14 protein-coding genes and 1 pseudogene are annotated in these 14,917 nt (G+C 73.3%); 5 read left to right on the forward strand and 10 right to left on the reverse strand.

The annotated features are described in order from the left end of the window. Positions 1-350: 350 nt before the first annotated feature. The 4 genes from ACRWNP_RS07345 to ACRWNP_RS07360 are packed head-to-tail and all read right to left on the reverse strand — an operon-like array spanning position 351 to position 5,034. Positions 351-1,454, reverse strand: a complete 1,104-nt coding sequence (locus ACRWNP_RS07345; protein ID WP_431960177.1) for a hypothetical protein — start codon at positions 1,452-1,454, stop codon at positions 351-353. 3 nt (positions 1,455-1,457) lie between these two features. Beyond that, complete coding sequence (locus ACRWNP_RS07350) at positions 1,458-2,414, reverse strand: N-acetylneuraminate synthase family protein (RefSeq protein WP_431960178.1); 957 nt, start codon at positions 2,412-2,414, stop codon at positions 1,458-1,460. Further along, positions 2,411-3,697 carry a cytidylyltransferase domain-containing protein gene (locus ACRWNP_RS07355; RefSeq protein WP_431960179.1) on the reverse strand — a complete coding sequence of 429 codons (1,287 nt, stop codon included), beginning with the start codon at positions 3,695-3,697 and terminating at the stop codon, positions 2,411-2,413. Before ACRWNP_RS07355 ends, ACRWNP_RS07350 begins: the two co-directional genes overlap by 4 nt. 29 nt (positions 3,698-3,726) lie before the next feature. Next, the gene (locus ACRWNP_RS07360; RefSeq protein ID WP_431960180.1) at positions 3,727-5,034 is read right to left on the reverse strand and encodes a DUF6716 putative glycosyltransferase; all 1,308 of its coding nucleotides are present in this window, start codon (positions 5,032-5,034) and stop codon (positions 3,727-3,729) included. A gap of 146 nt (positions 5,035-5,180) precedes the next feature. Here ACRWNP_RS07360 and ACRWNP_RS07365 point away from each other — a divergent pair. Continuing rightward, positions 5,181-5,569: pseudogene (locus ACRWNP_RS07365) on the forward strand (hypothetical protein); the annotation flags it as partial. A gap of 147 nt (positions 5,570-5,716) precedes the next feature. On the opposite strand, the gene ACRWNP_RS07370 reads toward ACRWNP_RS07365, so the two are convergent. Then, positions 5,717-7,297, reverse strand: a complete 1,581-nt coding sequence (locus ACRWNP_RS07370; protein ID WP_431960181.1) for an acyl-CoA mutase large subunit family protein — start codon at positions 7,295-7,297, stop codon at positions 5,717-5,719. A 125-nt stretch (positions 7,298-7,422) separates the two neighbouring features. On the opposite strand from ACRWNP_RS07370, the gene ACRWNP_RS07375 reads away from it, so the two are divergent. Continuing rightward, positions 7,423-8,304 carry a L,D-transpeptidase family protein gene (locus ACRWNP_RS07375; RefSeq protein WP_431960182.1) on the forward strand — a complete coding sequence of 294 codons (882 nt, stop codon included), beginning with the start codon at positions 7,423-7,425 and terminating at the stop codon, positions 8,302-8,304. Here ACRWNP_RS07375 and ACRWNP_RS07380 read toward each other — a convergent pair. From ACRWNP_RS07380 to ACRWNP_RS07400, 5 genes are all read right to left on the reverse strand, one after another. After that, the gene (locus tag ACRWNP_RS07380) at positions 8,295-8,720 is read right to left on the reverse strand and encodes an SRPBCC family protein (RefSeq protein WP_431960183.1); all 426 of its coding nucleotides are present in this window, start codon (positions 8,718-8,720) and stop codon (positions 8,295-8,297) included. The genes ACRWNP_RS07375 and ACRWNP_RS07380 overlap by 10 nt on opposite strands. A 327-nt stretch (positions 8,721-9,047) precedes the next feature. Next, entirely contained in the window at positions 9,048-10,043 is a 996-nt protein-coding gene (locus tag ACRWNP_RS07385; protein WP_431960184.1) for a hypothetical protein, read from the reverse strand. After that, entirely contained in the window at positions 10,040-10,672 is a 633-nt protein-coding gene (locus ACRWNP_RS07390; protein WP_431960185.1) for an RNA polymerase sigma factor, read from the reverse strand. Before ACRWNP_RS07390 ends, ACRWNP_RS07385 begins: the two co-directional genes overlap by 4 nt. 51 nt (positions 10,673-10,723) lie before the next feature. After that, on the reverse strand, positions 10,724-11,251 hold the full coding sequence (locus tag ACRWNP_RS07395) for an RNA polymerase sigma factor (protein WP_431960253.1): 528 nt from the start codon (positions 11,249-11,251) through the stop codon (positions 10,724-10,726). A gap of 240 nt (positions 11,252-11,491) precedes the next feature. Continuing rightward, positions 11,492-13,054, reverse strand: coding sequence for a family 20 glycosylhydrolase (locus ACRWNP_RS07400; RefSeq protein ID WP_431960187.1), 1,563 nt, complete (start codon positions 13,052-13,054; stop codon positions 11,492-11,494). Positions 13,055-13,405: 351 nt separating this feature from the next. Between ACRWNP_RS07400 and ACRWNP_RS07405 the strand changes: the two genes are divergently transcribed. The 3 genes from ACRWNP_RS07405 to ACRWNP_RS07415 all read left to right on the forward strand — a co-directional run bounded on the left by ACRWNP_RS07405 (position 13,406) and on the right by ACRWNP_RS07415 (position 14,894). Continuing rightward, the gene (locus ACRWNP_RS07405) at positions 13,406-13,909 is read left to right on the forward strand and encodes a 2-oxo-4-hydroxy-4-carboxy-5-ureidoimidazoline decarboxylase (protein WP_431960188.1); all 504 of its coding nucleotides are present in this window, start codon (positions 13,406-13,408) and stop codon (positions 13,907-13,909) included. Between the two features lie 125 nt (positions 13,910-14,034). After that, the gene (sdhC, locus tag ACRWNP_RS07410) at positions 14,035-14,415 is read left to right on the forward strand and encodes a succinate dehydrogenase, cytochrome b556 subunit (protein ID WP_078620037.1); all 381 of its coding nucleotides are present in this window, start codon (positions 14,035-14,037) and stop codon (positions 14,413-14,415) included. An 8-nt stretch (positions 14,416-14,423) separates the two neighbouring features. Beyond that, positions 14,424-14,894 carry a succinate dehydrogenase hydrophobic membrane anchor subunit gene (locus tag ACRWNP_RS07415; protein WP_431960189.1) on the forward strand — a complete coding sequence of 157 codons (471 nt, stop codon included), beginning with the start codon at positions 14,424-14,426 and terminating at the stop codon, positions 14,892-14,894. Positions 14,895-14,917: the final 23 nt, after the last annotated feature.

Below are 14,917 nucleotides of genomic sequence, written 5' to 3' on the forward strand. Positions count from 1 at the left end.
CTCCCCCGTTCGGCGCGTACCCCGCCCCGCTCAGGGGTATGAACTTGGTTTGTCCCTCGCCACTCCATAGTGGCCCAACGATGGCCCGGCCGCGAGGCAACGCCCTGTGACCGGCCCCGGGTGGCCCAGGCGAGGCCCGGATCAGGGCAGCTCGGGGACACCGCGGACGCAGTCGACGGCCGGCTGCGGGACCACTTCACCTTCAGGGCACCGATCTTCGGCAGGCGCAGCTTTCCGCCGGTCGTGATCGACCGGCGGGCGTTCGCGGTGAAGCGAACGACCTGCCGGGAGGTCGTCTCCGTGACGCGCTGACCCGCCGGACGGGCGGCCGGGCGGCCGGCGGGACGTGCTCAGCTGACCGGGGCCACCGAGGCCAGGCCGTGCAGGTCGCGGGCACTGCCCGTGATCGCGGACAGGAAGCTCTGGGCCCGCGGCGAGGCCTGGTCGGTCAGCCACTCCGGATCGACGTCGCAGACCGTGATCTTGACGCCGGTGCCCTCCAGCGCGAGCGGCAGGGTGTGCACGACCGTGGAGGGGAAGCTCAGGACCGTTTGGCCGATCGGGCCGCGGCGGGCGATCAGCTCCAGCGGCAGATCGGGCCGGACGATCTGCAGCCCGGTCTCCGTGGACAGCCGGTGCAGTTTGTCGGCGCTCTCCCGGCGGTGCGCGAAGTAGCGGGTGGCGCCGTGCGCCCGGGTCAGGGCGGCGACGGCGGCCAGATAGCGCTCGGGGTCGACCACCCCTGTCTCCACCAGGGAGGTGCCGACGATGTCGGTGCCGGTCCTGACGGTGGGCGGGCCGAACCGCGCCCGGGTCCAGGCGAAGCGGTTGGCCCGCAGCGCCATCCCGGGGGGAGGCGAGGCGGGCATCGAGCTGAACAGCTCGACCCGCCGCCCGGCGCCCGGGGTGAGCCGGCGCCGGGCGGCCGAGGCGAAGACGCCGAGGGCCGCGTCCACCGGCGACAGCCTGCGGCCGCTGCGGTGCCAGCGGACGAGCCGGGCACCCTTGGCAAGGAGTTCGGTGAACTCCATGGTCGCCGTGCCGTCGTCCACGACGGTGATCTCCTTCGCCCGGCTGAGCGGCAGGAGCACCTGCACCAGCCGGGAGAAGGGGTCACCGAGGACGACCCGTCCCGCGGCCCGCAGGGCCGGGGTCAGTTCGGCGGCGGTGCGCAGCAGCGAACCCCGGGAGGAGCGGGCTTCGCACCAGCGCACCGTGATGCCCTCGTCCATGGCCAGCTCCGTCATGCGACGGAGCTGGCCACGCGTCATGGGGTCACGCGGGGCGAGGGCGACGATGGTGAGCGGCCGCCCTGGCGCCACCGGGCCCGGGTCGGCCGTGACCGTCCCGGGCCGCGGCGAGGGCACCGCGGGCGGGTGAACATGCGCCCACTCCAGCACGTTGAGCAACTGAACGGGGCTCTCCACGAGTGCCAGAGTGGCGCTGTCGCTCATGGATCAGGCCGACACCGTCTCGGGCTCCGCGGCGGCCGCGGCCTGGGCCGCCTCCTGCTCGGCGATGACGCCGGGCACGCGGCGCAGCTTCTTCATCGGGCCGAGTTCGCCCTCGTAGACCTTCTTGACACCGTCGCCGAGCGCCTGCTCGATGATGCGGATGTCGCGGACCAGGCGGTCCAGGCCCTGCGGCTCGACCGAGGCGGCCTGGTCCGAGCCCCAGTTGGCACGGTCGAGGGTGATGTGGCGCTCGACGAAGACGGCGCCCAGGGCGACGGCCGCGAGGGTGGTCTGCAGGCCGATCTCGTGACCGGAGTAGCCGACCGGGACGTTCGGGAACTCACGCTGCAGGGTGTTGATCATCCGCAGGTTGAGCTCCTCGTGCTTCGCCGGGTAGGTCGAGGTGGCGTGGCACAGGATGATGTTCGCGCTGCCGAGCACCTCCACCGCGTGGCGGATCTGCTTCGGGGTCGACATGCCGGTCGAGAGGATGACCGTCTTGCCGGTGGCGCGCAGGGCGCGCAGCAGCTCGTCGTCGGTCAGCGAGGCCGAGGCGACCTTGTGGACCCGGACGCGGTCGAACTTCTCGAGGAACTCGACGGAGGGGACGTCCCACGGGGAGGCGAACCAGTCGATGCCCTTCTTGGCGCAGTACTCGTCGATCGCGCGGTACTCGTCCTCACCGAACTCCACCTTGTGGCGGTAGTCGATGTAGGTCATGCGGCCCCAGGGGGTGTCGCGCTCGATGTCCCACTGGTCGCGCGGGGTGCAGATCTCCGGGGTGCGCTTCTGGAACTTCACACCGTCGGCGCCGGCCTCCACGGCCGCGTCGATCAGGGCGAAGGCGTCCTCGAGGGAGCCGTTGTGGTTGATGCCGATCTCGCCGGTGACGTAGACGGGCTGGCCGGGGCCGACCAGGCGGTCGCCGATCGGACGAAGGCGGGCGTTGGTGGTGGTCACTGGGAGAGTTCCCTTCGGGACAGTGAGGGGCCGAGGATCCACGAGGCGATCTCGCGGATCGCTCCGCGTCCTCCGGGCGTTGCGGTGACGGAACGGGCGGCGTCCTTGACGATGTCGTGCGCGTCGGCGACGGCCGTGGGCCAGCCGACGAGCGCGAAGCAGCCGAGGTCGTTGACGTCGTTGCCGACGTACAGGACCCGCTCGGGGGCGATTCCTTGCTCCTCGCACCACTGCTTGAGTGCGAGGTCCTTGCGGTCGATGCCGTGGAGCACGGGGACCTTGAGCTTGCGGGCCCGTGCGGCGACGACCGGGTTGGTCTCCGTGGACAGGATCAGGACGGGCAGTCCGTTGTCGCGCAGGGCGGCGATCCCGAGCCCGTCACCGCGGTGCACGGTGACGGCCTCACGTCCCTCGGAGTCGACCAGCACCGTGTCGTCGGTCTGGGTGCCGTCGAAGTCGAGTACGACCGCGTCGACGTCGTCGCGGGTCGGGTGCGCCGGGGCCTCGGGGACGTCGTCAGCCGCGGGGTCGAGCAGCGGGGCCAGCGCGCGGGCGCGGGCCAGGTCGTCCGGCTCGTCGATCTCCAGGACCTTGGCGGGGTCGGTGCGCACCAGCGCGGTGCGGCCGAAGAAGCGGTGCCTGGCCTCGCGGAAGCCGTCCGCGCGCATCGCGTAGGCGGCGCCGGTCTCCAGCAGGTCCTGCGGCCGGTCCTGGCGGCGCGGGCGGTGGGCCTTGTCGTGGTTGACGCCGTAGCCGCCGGTCGCGGCGGCCACCGTCGTACGGGACCGGCCGCCCTCGGCCGCCTCGTCTGCTGCCATGGCGACGGCGCCGATCCGGTCGGCGGCGTCGCGCCAGACGAAGCCGTGGAAGGGGGCCACGGTCACCGCCGTGTCCGCGCCGTCCTCGACGACCGCGGCGGCCACGCCGCCCACGTCCCCGGTGGTGATGAACGGGCTGGTGCACTGGACGAGCAGCACCACGTCGGCGCCGCGGCCGGTCATCGCCTCGTGCGCGTCCATCGCGTGCAGGACCGCGGCCTCGCTGGTCGCGGTGTCCCCCGCGATGGCGGCCGGGCGCAGGACGACCTCGGCGCCGGCGGCGCGGGCCGCCTCGGCGATGAACGGGTCGTCGGTGGAGACGACGACGTCGGTGACGAGGTCGGCCTCGCGGCAGGCCCGCACGGCGCGGGCGACCAGCGGCACGCCGCCGACCGGGGCGAGGTTCTTGCCGGGTACGCCCTTCGAGCCGCCGCGGGCGGGAATGACGGCCAACACCGTTGGCATGGTGGCTCCTTGGGGCTTGGGGGGCGGGTTCACAGCTGGCCCCACCTGCGGATCACGGGCGCGACGCGCTGCACGCCCTGGCGGTACGCGGCGCGCGCGGAGTTGCGCGCGATGTCGCGCACGGTCCGGCGCAGGGCGCTGGGCTCGGCGGGCTCGGTCGCGGCGCCGGGCAGGGGCTCGCCCTTCGGGCCGAGGCCGTGGCGGGCGAGCACGCCGGGCAGGTAACCGGGCGCGGTGGTGGTCGTGTAGTACGGCGCCAGCGGCGGGAGCGCGGGGGCGGCGGCCAGTTCCGTGACGCGCTCGCGCACCACGCGGAAGGGGTCGCCGTCGGAGGCGATGCCCTGGCCGCGGGCCCACTCGGGGCGGACCCTCGGCACCTCGCCGGAGTCGATCTGGTCCCAGGAGGCGTAGGCGCCCGAACCGAGGAAGTGGTGGTTGCCGAGCGCCTCGCGGATCCCGAGGTCGGTGAGGACGGCGGTGGGGATGCCGCGGTGCATGGACTCCAGCGCCGCCGTCGAACTCACCGTGACCAGCAGGTCGGTGCGGTCCAGGACCTCGCCCATGTGCCCGTAGACGAGCTTGAGGTTCTTCGGCGGGTCCAGCTTGGGGACCAGCTTCTGGTACGGCTGTTCCTCGATGTGCGTGGTGTGCTCACCGGGCTTGCTGCGCAGCTTTACCAGCACCTCGCGCTCCGGGTGGAAGCGCGCGTGGTCCACCGCGCGGCGCAGCAGGTACGTGCGGTCCTTGCGGCTGTCCGGCACGGAGGGCTGGACGGCGAAGACCACGGTGAACGGCCGGTCCCCGGAGGGCTCGTAGGGCTTGCCCTCAAGGAAGGGCAGCGCGGTCTCCACGACCGTCCCGGCGTCCGCGCCGACGCCCTCGTAGACGTCGCGGAAGCGCTGTGCGTCGTGGGCGCTGTTGGCGAGCACGGCGTCGGCGCCGGCCCGCAGCAGGAGCCCGTCGGCGAGCTTCTCGTAGACGACCCCGACGTAGCCGGTGACGACGACCGGGCGACGGGGGGTGCCCTGCCAGGCGCGGGCGAGGCCGTGCAGCATGGCCTGGACGGTGCCGCCGACGCAGGAGAGCACGACGACGTCCGCGGTGTCACGGGAGGCCCCGGCGAGGAACTGTGCCGCGGTGACCTCGCGCATCGAGTCCGCGGGGATGCCGACCTCCGCGAGCTGGCGCTCGGTCGGGGTCGCCCGGCCGCGGAGCAGGCGGGCGTCGAGCCGCGCCTCCGGGGCGATGCGGCGCGCCGTCAGCGCACCCCATTTCCATCGGGTGTCCGAGTCGGCGAGGACGGTGACCCTGATCGGGTCCGCGGTACTTGCTGGCACTCCGGAGACGCTAGGAATGCATTCCGAGCGGGCCTCCAACGCGACGCCAACGGACGGTTAACAACGCGCCGCCGAATGAAGAATCGACCGCCCCGGGCCACGGATTCAGTTCCGCCATCTTGCGTTCACCTGGGGGTGGGGAAGGCATGGTGCGCGGGGCGGTCGCGGCGGGGCACCGCACGGCGGTCTTCGAGCCGCACCCGACGGCGCCCGCGCACTGGTCGTGGCGGCTGGAGCGGGAGGCGCGTGCTCTGGGCGCGGAGCTGACGAGGGCGGTGGCGTCCGGGCTCGCCGAGGTGCTCTTCCTGCGGGCCCGCCCGCGGCTGGTCGTCGGCTGGTCGTCGGCTGCTTCTCCACCGCGCTGTACACCGCGTCCGCCCTGTACGGACTGCCGGTCGCCCGCGTCGGCAGTCCGTAACAGGGCGGACTGGTGCTCGACCGGCTGTCGCCGTACGAGAACAGCAACCGCGTGCCCGTCACCATCGCCGACCGCCTTCTGCCGGACCCGGAAGCGGCGATGACCGAAAGACGCCGGAGGTGGCGGCCACCGCCGGCGGAGCAGGCCGAACGGGACCTGACACCGCGGGTAGGCCTGCCCGTGATCCGCCCGGACGGTTGCGCCGGTCTCGCCACGCGCGGCCCGGAACGGGTCACCGCCTGGTCGCCCGCCTCGCCGGGTGACTCAGAAGACGTCGGAGGGGACGTACGTCCCCCAGACCTCGCGGAGCGCGTCGCAGACCTCGCCCACCGTGGCGCGGGCACGGAGCGCGTCCCTCATCGGGTACAGGACGTCCTCCGTGCCCTCGGCGGCCTTCCGCAGCGCGGACAACGCCGAGTCCACGGCCCGCCGGTCGCGCCCGGCACGCAGCGCGGCCAGCCGCGCCACCTGCGCCGCCTCGATCGCGGGGTCGACGCGCAGCGGCTCGTAGGGCTCCTCCGCCTCCAGTTGGAAGCGGTTGACGCCGACGACCACCCGCTCACCCGAGTCGGTCTCCCGGGCGATCCGGTAGGCGTTGCGCTCGATCTCGGACTTCTGGAAGCCGCGTTCGATCGCGCTCACCGCACCGCCGAACTCCTCCACCTTCGCCATCAGCTCCAGTGCCGCCGTCTCGAGCCCGTCGGTCATCGACTCCACCACGTAGGACCCCGCGAAGGGGTCCACGGTCGCCGTCACGTCGGTCTCGTACGCCAGGACCTGCTGGGTGCGCAGCGCGAGCCGGGCGGACTTCTCGGTGGGGAGCGCGATCGCCTCGTCGAAGGAGTTGGTGTGCAGCGACTGCGTGCCGCCCAGCACCGCCGCCAGCCCCTGCACGGCCACCCGGACCAGGTTCACCTCCGGCTGCTGGGCGGTGAGCTGGACGCCCGCGGTCTGGGTGTGGAAGCGCAGCATCTGCGACTTGGGGTTCCTCGCCCCGAACTCCTCGCGCATGACGCGGGCCCAGATGCGGCGGGCGGCACGGAACTTGGCGACCTCCTCCAGGAGGGTCGTGCGCGAGACGAAGAAGAAGGACAGCCGCGGCGCGAAGTCGTCGACGTCCATGCCCGCGGCGAGGGCGGTGCGGACGTACTCGATGCCGTCGGCGAGGGTGAAGGCGATCTCCTGCGCGGGCGAGGCACCGGCCTCGGCCATGTGGTAGCCGGAGATGGAGATGGTGTTCCAGCGCGGGATCTCGGCGCGGCAGTAGCGGAAGAGGTCCGCGACCAGTCGCAGCGAGGGCTTGGGCGGGAAGATGTAGGTGCCGCGGGCGATGTACTCCTTGAGCACGTCGTTCTGGATCGTGCCGGTGAGCCGGTCCGCGGGCACCCCCTGCTCCTCGCCGACCAGCTGGTACATCAGGAGCAGCAGGGCGGCGGGGGCGTTGATCGTCATCGAGGTGGAGACCCGGTCCAGTGGGATGCCGTCGAACAGCACGCGCATGTCCTCGACCGAGTCGACGGCCACACCGACCTTGCCGACCTCGCCGTGGGCGAGGGGGGCGTCGCTGTCGTGGCCCATCTGGGTCGGCAGGTCGAAGGCGACGGACAGGCCCGTGGTGCCGTGGGCGATCAGCTGCCGGTAGCGCGCGTTGGACTCGGTGGCGGTGCCGAAGCCCGCGTACTGGCGCATCGTCCAGGGCCTGGTGGTGTACATCGTCGGGTGGACGCCGCGGGTGTAGGGGTAGCCGCCCGGCGCGCCGAGCCGTTCGCCCGGGTCCCAGCCGTCGAGGGCGGCAGGGCCGTAGACGGGCTCGATCGGCAGACCGGATTCGGACTCGCGTGCCATGCGTCATGCCTCCAGCGACTCGGTCCCCCTTTGCTCAGTGTGCGGCGAACCGTGACCTGGCCGGTGCAACTACATGCCGGGGAAATCAGTCAAAGGGTGTACCGACTCATCTCCAGGGGGACGAAGTGGCACTCATATCCGTCACAAGATCTCGCGCGGCGGCCGCGGCCGCCGCGCTGCTCACCGGGGCCCTGCTCGCCGGCTGTACGGCCCAGGCGAGCGAGCCCACCGCCAGGGCCTCCGCGGCACAGGACACCCCGGCACCCGCGGCAAGCCCCTCGGCGAGCCCGAGCGCGGCGCCGAGCACCGGCTCCCCCTCGCCGACGGCCTCGCCGTCCGCCACGAAGGAGCCGAAGGCCGACCGCACCCCCCGGCCGGTCGTCGTCATCGCGCGAGGCAGCAGCAGCGCCCGGGTGCGCGACCTCCAGGCCCGGCTGAAGCAACTCGGCCTCTTCGGCCGCAACCCCACCGGCTACTACGGCGAGGTCACCGCCGCCGCGGTGCGCGCCTTCCAGTCCCGCCACAAGCTGCCCGCCTCGGGCACGGTCACCGACGTCACCTGGGCGAAGCTGCGCTCGGTGACCCGACAGCCCACGCGTGCCGCCATGTACCCGCCCACCAGCAACCCGGTGGCCAAGCTCGACCCGCGCTGCATGACCGGCCGCGTGCTGTGCGTCAGCAAGACCAGCCGCACCCTGGCCTGGGTCGTGAACGGCAGGGTCGTGTCGGCGATGGACGTCCGCTTCGGCTCCCAGTACACGCCCACCCGCGAGGGCACCTTCAGCGTCTTCGCCAAGAGCCGGAACCACGTGTCGACGATCTACCACACGCCCATGCCGTACGCGATGTTCTTCAGCGGCGGCCAGGCGGTGCACTACTCCGCCGACTTCGCGGCCCGCGGCTACGCGGGGGCCTCGCACGGCTGCGTCAACGTGCGCGACCTCGGCAAGATCTCGGCGCTCTTCGACCAGGTACGGATCGGCGACAAGGTCGTCGTCTACTGGTGAGCCCGGGCCAGGAGCCCGTCCAGCGCCCGCCCGAACAGGAGCCGACCGGCCCACGCCGTGGGCCGGTCGAACGCCCTCGGCAGCGGGCGCACCCGCAGGTCCTCGCGCCACATCACGCGTGAGCCCCCCTCTTCCCGCGGCCACACCTCGATCTCGGCCCAGCCGAGCACGATCCGGCCGCGCTTCTCCAGCCGGCACCGCCCGGGGCGGCCCGCGTCCGGCGGTTCCCAGCGCACGATCTCCATGGGGTCGTCGACGGCCGCCCGTCCGAGGCCGGTGCGCGCCGTGAACGACCGCTCTCCGGTGACGACGGCGGTGGTGAACGGCACCAGCTCCGCGTGGCGTTCCCAGTCGGTGACCCGGCGCCATGCCTCGGCGGCGGGGAGCGGGCAGTGCCGCTCGATCCGGAAGATCACGTCATCGACCCTACGCCGCCGCCTCTGCGGCGCTGTGTGAGGACGCGGGCGAAGCGGGGGGAAAGCGCTCCGCCCGCGTCCCTCGTTGGGGGCCCGATACGGGGGGACCGGGCGACCCCTCGACCGATGACCAGTCGGTCTACTGGGTAAAGCGCCCGGGAGGCCGAAAGTGTCACACCCCGACCCGCGGCGCCCGGGAGCGCGGCCGGGAGAGGGGACCTGCCCGGCCGCGCTCGGGTGCGGACCCGTGGGCACGGGGAGCGCCCGGATCCGCGGGGCCGATGACCAGTCGGCCCGTCCATAGGGGCGCACGGCGGCCGGAAAGTGTCACTCACCGCCGCGGCCGGGATGCGGTCCCGGCCGCCCGTCGGCCGGGGCGGCCGGGGAGGCGGGGGCGGCCAGGGCGGGCTGTGAGGTGACGCGCGGGGCGTCGCCCGACTCGTCCCCCTTCCCGGCCTTGCCGCCGTTCCCGTTCATCGAGTTCCCGTTCCCGGAGTTCGCGTTCCCGGAGTTCGCGTTCCCGGAGCTCCCGTTCCCGGAGTTCGCGTTCCCGGAGCTCCCGGGCTCCCAGCCGAGCAGCCCGGCGCAGTAGCGGCGGACCTGCTGCCCGCCGCCGCCCGCCGCCTTCCGCAGCTGTTTGTAGGCCTGCTCGTCCACGCCCTTGCGGTGCCATCCGGCCGCGGCGTAGGCCCGGCACAGTGCCTCGTGGTCCAGGACCGGCGGGGCGGACGTCGTCCCGGCGGTCCGGCCGGGGACGGCGGTGCCGTGGGTGGCGCCGGCGCCACCCGACGGGCGGTCGCTGCCGTGGCCGGGACGGGAGGGGGCCGGCGGGGCGCTGTCCGGGGCGGCCGTCGCCGCGCTCTGGGTGTGGACCGGGGCGGGGGCGGGAACGGCGTGCCCGAGCAGTGCCGGCAGCGCGCCGGCGGCGGCCGCCACGCTCACCCCCGCCACCGCCGCGGCCGCCGTCGCGATCAACGTCCCCGTCAGCGATCTGGAGTGACGGGCCGCACGGTTGCGCCCGCTCCGGGACCCCGCGTCCGTGCCCGCGCCGGGCGACCAGTCGTCGGCCGTGCCGAGGCGGACGCCCGCGGAGCCTTCGGTGAGCGCGGCCTCGGCGCGCGCGGCGCGGAACGCGGCGACGGCCGCCTCCTCACGTTCCGGGTCGAGGGGGCCGGGAGCGGCGGCGGCGGCCAGCAGCCCGGCCAGGGCGGCGGCGCGCTCGTCGCGCCAGGTCCGCTCCGCGGGGTCGTCACCGTGGGCACCCGGCAGCAACCGCTCGGCGGTGGCGTCGTCCAGCCAGTCGTGTCCTCGGTTGTCGCTCATCTCATGTCCTCAAGCGTTCGAGACGCCGAAAACGTCACACTTGACGACCCGCCGTCGAAATCCAGCAGCTCAGCGAGACGGCGCAGACCGCGACTGGTGGCCATGCGTATCGCGCCGGGCCTCTTGCCGACGACCTCGGCCGCCGACCGGGAGTCCAGGCCCATGACCACGCGCAGCAGCACGGCCTCGGCCTGGTCCTGGGGAAGGGCGGCGATGGCCGCCAGCGCGGCACCGGTGCCCACCGCGGCGACCGCCTCCTCGGCGGTGTCCGAGACGGCGGGCCGGTCGAGCAGTTCCTCCACCCCGGCGGCGGCCAGCGGCCGGCGGCCCACCGCTCGCAGGTGGTCCATCGCCCGGTTGCGGGCGACCCGGGCCGCCCAGCCGCGCACCGCGTCCCCGTCGCCGTGGAAGCCCGGCAGGTCACGCGCTATCTGCAGCCACGCCTCCGACGCGACGTCCTCGGCGTCCCCCGCACCGACCAGCGAGCGTACGTACTGCAGCAGTTTCGGCTGCACCGCTCGGTACACGAACCGGAAGCCGTCCTCGTCCCCTTCTTGCGCCGCGCGTACCGCGGTCGCCAAATCCACGTTCGGGCCTCCCCCTCGCAATCGCGCACCATACTGCCCCATGGCGGGCGCCCGCAGGGCCTCCGGGGGCGGCTACCCGCCGGTCACCAGGGGTCAGGACAGCAGCCGGGCGAGCCGCTTCAGACCGCGGTGCGCCGCCGTGCGGACCGCTCCCGCGCGCTTGCCCAGCACCCGGGCCGCGGACCCTCCGTCGAGTCCGACGACGACCCGCAGCAGCACCGCCTCCGCCTGGTCGGGCGGGAGCGAGGCGATCAGGGAGAGCGCGCGTTCGGTGCCGAGCGCCTCCAGCGCGCGGTCGGCGGTGTCCTCGGCCGCGGGGTGGTCCAGCAGTTCGGCGTCGAGAAGACGGGCGCGGGGCCTGCTGTCCTGGCGCCGCAGGTGGTCCAGGGCCCGATGCCGGGCTATGGTCGCCGTCCACCCCCGGAAGCCCGCCCCGTCCCCGCGGAACCGGCCGAGGTCGCGGGCGATTTCGAGCCAGGCCTCGGAGGTGACGTCCTCCGCCTCGTCGCCCACGAGGCCGCGCACGTAGCCGAGCAGCAGGGGCTGGACGAGCCGGTAGACGACCGCGAAGGCGTGCTCGTCCCCGCCCTGGGCACGCCCGACCGCGGCCCCGAGCTCCATGTCGCGGTCGGTCCGCGGGTCGTGGCGCCCCCCGTTGCTGGCCACACTGTCCTCTCGATTCGCCGACATCCTGTACAGCGTGGATTCGCACTGAATCGTCACACCTGTCGGGCCGCCTGGCGATGGGTGTGACACTTTCGGCCCCGCAGACGCTTTAACAATCAGAAGCGGCCGAAGACGCTCCTGTGGGGGGAGGCGGACTTCGGCCGCTTCACCATCGAGACCGCCGGATACGGCGCCTCAGCCGGCCCTCTCGGCGAGGGCGGTGAAGTCCTGCCAGGTCAGGACGGGCGGGCCGGGGTCCCAGAGCTTCTGGGTGAGCGCGCGCAGCGGCATCCGGATGCCGGCAGCGACCTCGTCCTCGGTCTGTGCGTCCGCCCGGTCGCACCAGACGGCCAGCCGCGCGCCGAGGATGCGGTCCGGCCCCGCGAGCGCCGCGGGCACGGCGTCGTCCCGGTAGACGACGGCCGGGGTCCACTCCTCGTAGATGCGCCGGCCACTGGGGTACGGGAACTTCTTCGGCGCGCCGAGGACGTAGTAGAGGTACCAGGAGTTGAGGTTGAGCAGCTGCCGGCCCTCGCGCAGGAAGTCCTCGGGCAGCCGTCCGCGCAGTTTGTTGCTGGACCAGTAGACGACCACCCGGTCCGGGTCCGCACCCACGCGGGCGCCGTCGGCGAAGCCGTCGTTCCAGGCCTCCACCCGCTTGCCGAGCGATCGCAGGGTGGCGGCACGGTCGTTGAGCCAGCCGGCCGCCGCGTCGGCCACCCCCGCGTCCGGTCCGTAGCGCTCGCGTGCGTAGGCGGCGAGCCGCGGGAAGGAAGTCTGCGGGTCGTCCGCCACGAGCGCTCCGTACTCGTCGCCGCCGACGTGCCAGTACGTGCCGGGGAAGAGCGGTGCGTACTCCCTGAGCAGGTCGTCGACGACGACCGCCGCGCCGGGCCGGGAGATGTCGAGCGCCCCGCGCACGGGGGTGCCGTCCGCGGAGCGCAGTCGCAGGTCGGGGTGGGCGTCGAGCACGGCGCCCATGTGGCCGGGGCTGTCGATCTCGGGGACGACGGTGATGTGCCGCTGCGCGGCGAGGTCGACGACGGCGCGGATGTCCTCCTTGGACAGGTGCCGGGCCGAGACGATCTCGGGGTGGCTGTCGCTCTGGACGCGGAAGCCCTGGTCGTCGCTGAGGTGGAGGTGGAGCTGGTTGTACTTCAGGTCGCCGAGCTCGCGGACCCTGGCCTCCAGCCATTCCCGGCTGAAGTACTTGCGCCCGATGTCGATCATCAGCCCGCGCTCCGGGCGGTCCGGGCGGTCCTCCACGGTGCCGGCCGGCACCCGTCCGGTGGAGCGGAGCGCCTGCAGGAGGGTGCGGGTGCCGTAGAAGACCCCGGCGTCGGTGTCGGCGCGTACTGTCACCCCGTCGGCCGAACTTGTCATCTTGTACGACTCCGGGCCCGAATTACTCCGTTCGAGTGAAAGCGCGATGTCCCCCGGCCTGGCGGGCCCACTTGCGTACGGCCGGCGGAGCTCCCCCGCGAGCAGCCGCGCCTCGTCCTCCACGGCGCTCCCGGACGGCGCCACCACCCGCGAGCCCGGACCCGGCACGAAGGCGGCGCTTCCGGCGGCAGGGGTGAACGAACGGACGGCGGGGATCGACGGGAACCCGGCGGACGCCCCCGACTCCCCCGCCGGCGGGGCACCGGGAGCGGCGGTCCCCGTGGGTGCGGCGAGCGCCGGACCGGCCCCGAGCACAGCGGTCAGTACGGCCGTCGCCGCGTACGTCGACGCACGTTTCGCCCGCAGCTGCCACATGATCCGAATTTATGCCCGTTGTAGGGATCCCGCCGTGCGGACCAGGGGAAGACGTGCACTTTCGTTCTCGTACGAGTGAAATTCGCGCATCCGTCGTACAGGGCCGAACATAGGCCGATACGGTGGTCGTCACTCCTCGTCCCACCGTGGTTCACGCCGCGCTGCCGCCTCGCGGTTCCCCCCACCGCCGTCACCGTTTCCTCCAGGAGCCCACCGCTGTCCAGCGACACTCCCGCCGTCCCGCCGCGGGCCCCGGCGCACCTCCCGGCGCAGTCACGCGGCCGGGCCCCTCGGCCTGCCCCGACGCCCCGCCCCGACCTCCCCCACGGCCTGCGGCGGCTCAACGAGGCCTTGCCCGGGGCGGCCGAGGCCGTCCTGCTGACCTGCTGCGGCAGCCTGCGCTGGGCCCGCAGGGTCGCCGCGCACCGCCCCTACCCCGACCCGGCCGCCCTGCTCGCCGCCGCCGACGAGGCCGCCTACGACCTCACGCCCGCCGACCTCGCCGAGGCGCTCGCCGCCGAGGCGGCCGGCGCCCCACCGGACGCCGCCCCCACCCGCGGCAGCCTCGCCGCGCACACCGCGCTGCGGGCCGCGCAGGCCGCGTACGAGGCGCGCTTCGGCCATGTCTTCGTGCTGTCCCTCGACGGCGTGCACCCCGGCGAGTCCCTCGACCGGATGCTGGCGTCACTCCGTCAGCGTCTTTGCAACGACCCGGACGAGGAGCGGGTCACGGCCGCCGAGGAACTGCGCCGCGTCACCCGCTCCCGCCTGGCGCGACTGGCCCTCGGGGACGCGCCGGGCGGGCCGGGGGTTCCCGGCCCGTACACCCACACGTGCGGGATCGATCACACCTGAAGGACCCGGCAGGACGTAGCCGACAAGCCGTCGCTACGATGGCCAGGGCCGGTGGACCGTACCCGGCCGGGCCGACCGACCAACGAAGCCGGCAGGCCCCACATCCGCTCCCGGAGGGTTTTTCCGTGCCGGCTGGAACGTTGTACCGCGGCCGGGAAGGCATGTGGTCATGGGTGGCTCACCGAGTCACCGGTGTCCTCATCTTCTTCTTCCTGTTCGTCCACGTCCTCGACACCGCACTGGTGCGTGTCTCCCCCGAGGACTACGACAAGGTCGTCAACACCTACAAGCAGCCCATCGTCAGCCTGCTCGAGTACGGGCTGGTCGCGGCTGTCCTCTTCCACGCTCTGAACGGCCTGCGCGTCATCGCCGTCGACTTCTGGTCCAAGGGTCCGAAGTACCAGAAGCAGATGCTGTGGACGGTCGTCGGAATCTGGGTCGTGCTGATGATCGGGGCCATCTACCCCGTCCTCGGCCACGCCGCACGAGTGCTGTTCGGGAGCTGAGCGAAGTCATGTCCGCAACCGACCACGTGGAGCTCAGCTCCTCCAGCGCCGCCTACGGCCCCGACAACCCGGCCCCGGTCATCGAGCCGCCGCGGGCCCGGACCAAGCGCACCCCGCGCAGCACCCGGACCAACTTCGAGATGTACGGCTGGCTCTTCATGCGCCTGTCCGGCATCGTCCTGGTCGTCCTGGTCGTCGGTCACCTGCTGATCCAGCTCGTCCTCGACGGCGGCGTGACCAAGGTCGGCTTCGCCTTCGTCGCCGGCCGCTGGGCCTCGCCGTTCTGGCAGACCTGGGACCTGATCATGCTGTGGCTGGCGATGCTGCACGGCGGCAACGGCCTGCGCACCGTGATCAACGACTACGCGGAGCGGGACAACACCCGGTTCTGGCTGAAGATGCTGGTCTACACCGCGACCGCGTTCACCGTCATCCTCGGCACGCTGGTGATCTTCACCTTCGACCCGAACATCCGCTAGCCAGGGCTGGACAGGGAAGCGAC

The organism is Actinacidiphila sp. bgisy160 (assembly GCF_965342435.1).
Classification (GTDB): domain Bacteria; phylum Actinomycetota; class Actinomycetes; order Streptomycetales; family Streptomycetaceae; genus Actinacidiphila.

Bases quoted from the DNA above. Each gene is read 5' to 3' on its own strand.
- ACRWNP_RS07415 (WP_431960189.1), top strand. From the start codon at position 14,424: ATGTCCGCAACCGACCACGTGGAGCTCAGCTCCTCCAGCGCCGCCTAC.
- ACRWNP_RS07390 (WP_431960185.1), bottom strand. From the start codon at position 10,672: ATGGGGCAGTATGGTGCGCGATTGCGAGGGGGAGGCCCGAACGTGGAT.
- ACRWNP_RS07395 (WP_431960253.1), bottom strand. From the start codon at position 11,251: ATGGAGCTCGGGGCCGCGGTCGGGCGTGCCCAGGGCGGGGACGAGCAC.
- ACRWNP_RS07385 (WP_431960184.1), bottom strand. From the start codon at position 10,043: ATGAGCGACAACCGAGGACACGACTGGCTGGACGACGCCACCGCCGAG.
- ACRWNP_RS07370 (WP_431960181.1), bottom strand. From the start codon at position 7,297: ATGGCACGCGAGTCCGAATCCGGTCTGCCGATCGAGCCCGTCTACGGC.
- ACRWNP_RS07345 (WP_431960177.1), bottom strand. From the start codon at position 1,454: ATGAGCGACAGCGCCACTCTGGCACTCGTGGAGAGCCCCGTTCAGTTG.
- ACRWNP_RS07355 (WP_431960179.1), bottom strand. From the start codon at position 3,697: ATGCCAACGGTGTTGGCCGTCATTCCCGCCCGCGGCGGCTCGAAGGGC.
- ACRWNP_RS07400 (WP_431960187.1), bottom strand. From the start codon at position 13,054: ATGTGGCAGCTGCGGGCGAAACGTGCGTCGACGTACGCGGCGACGGCC.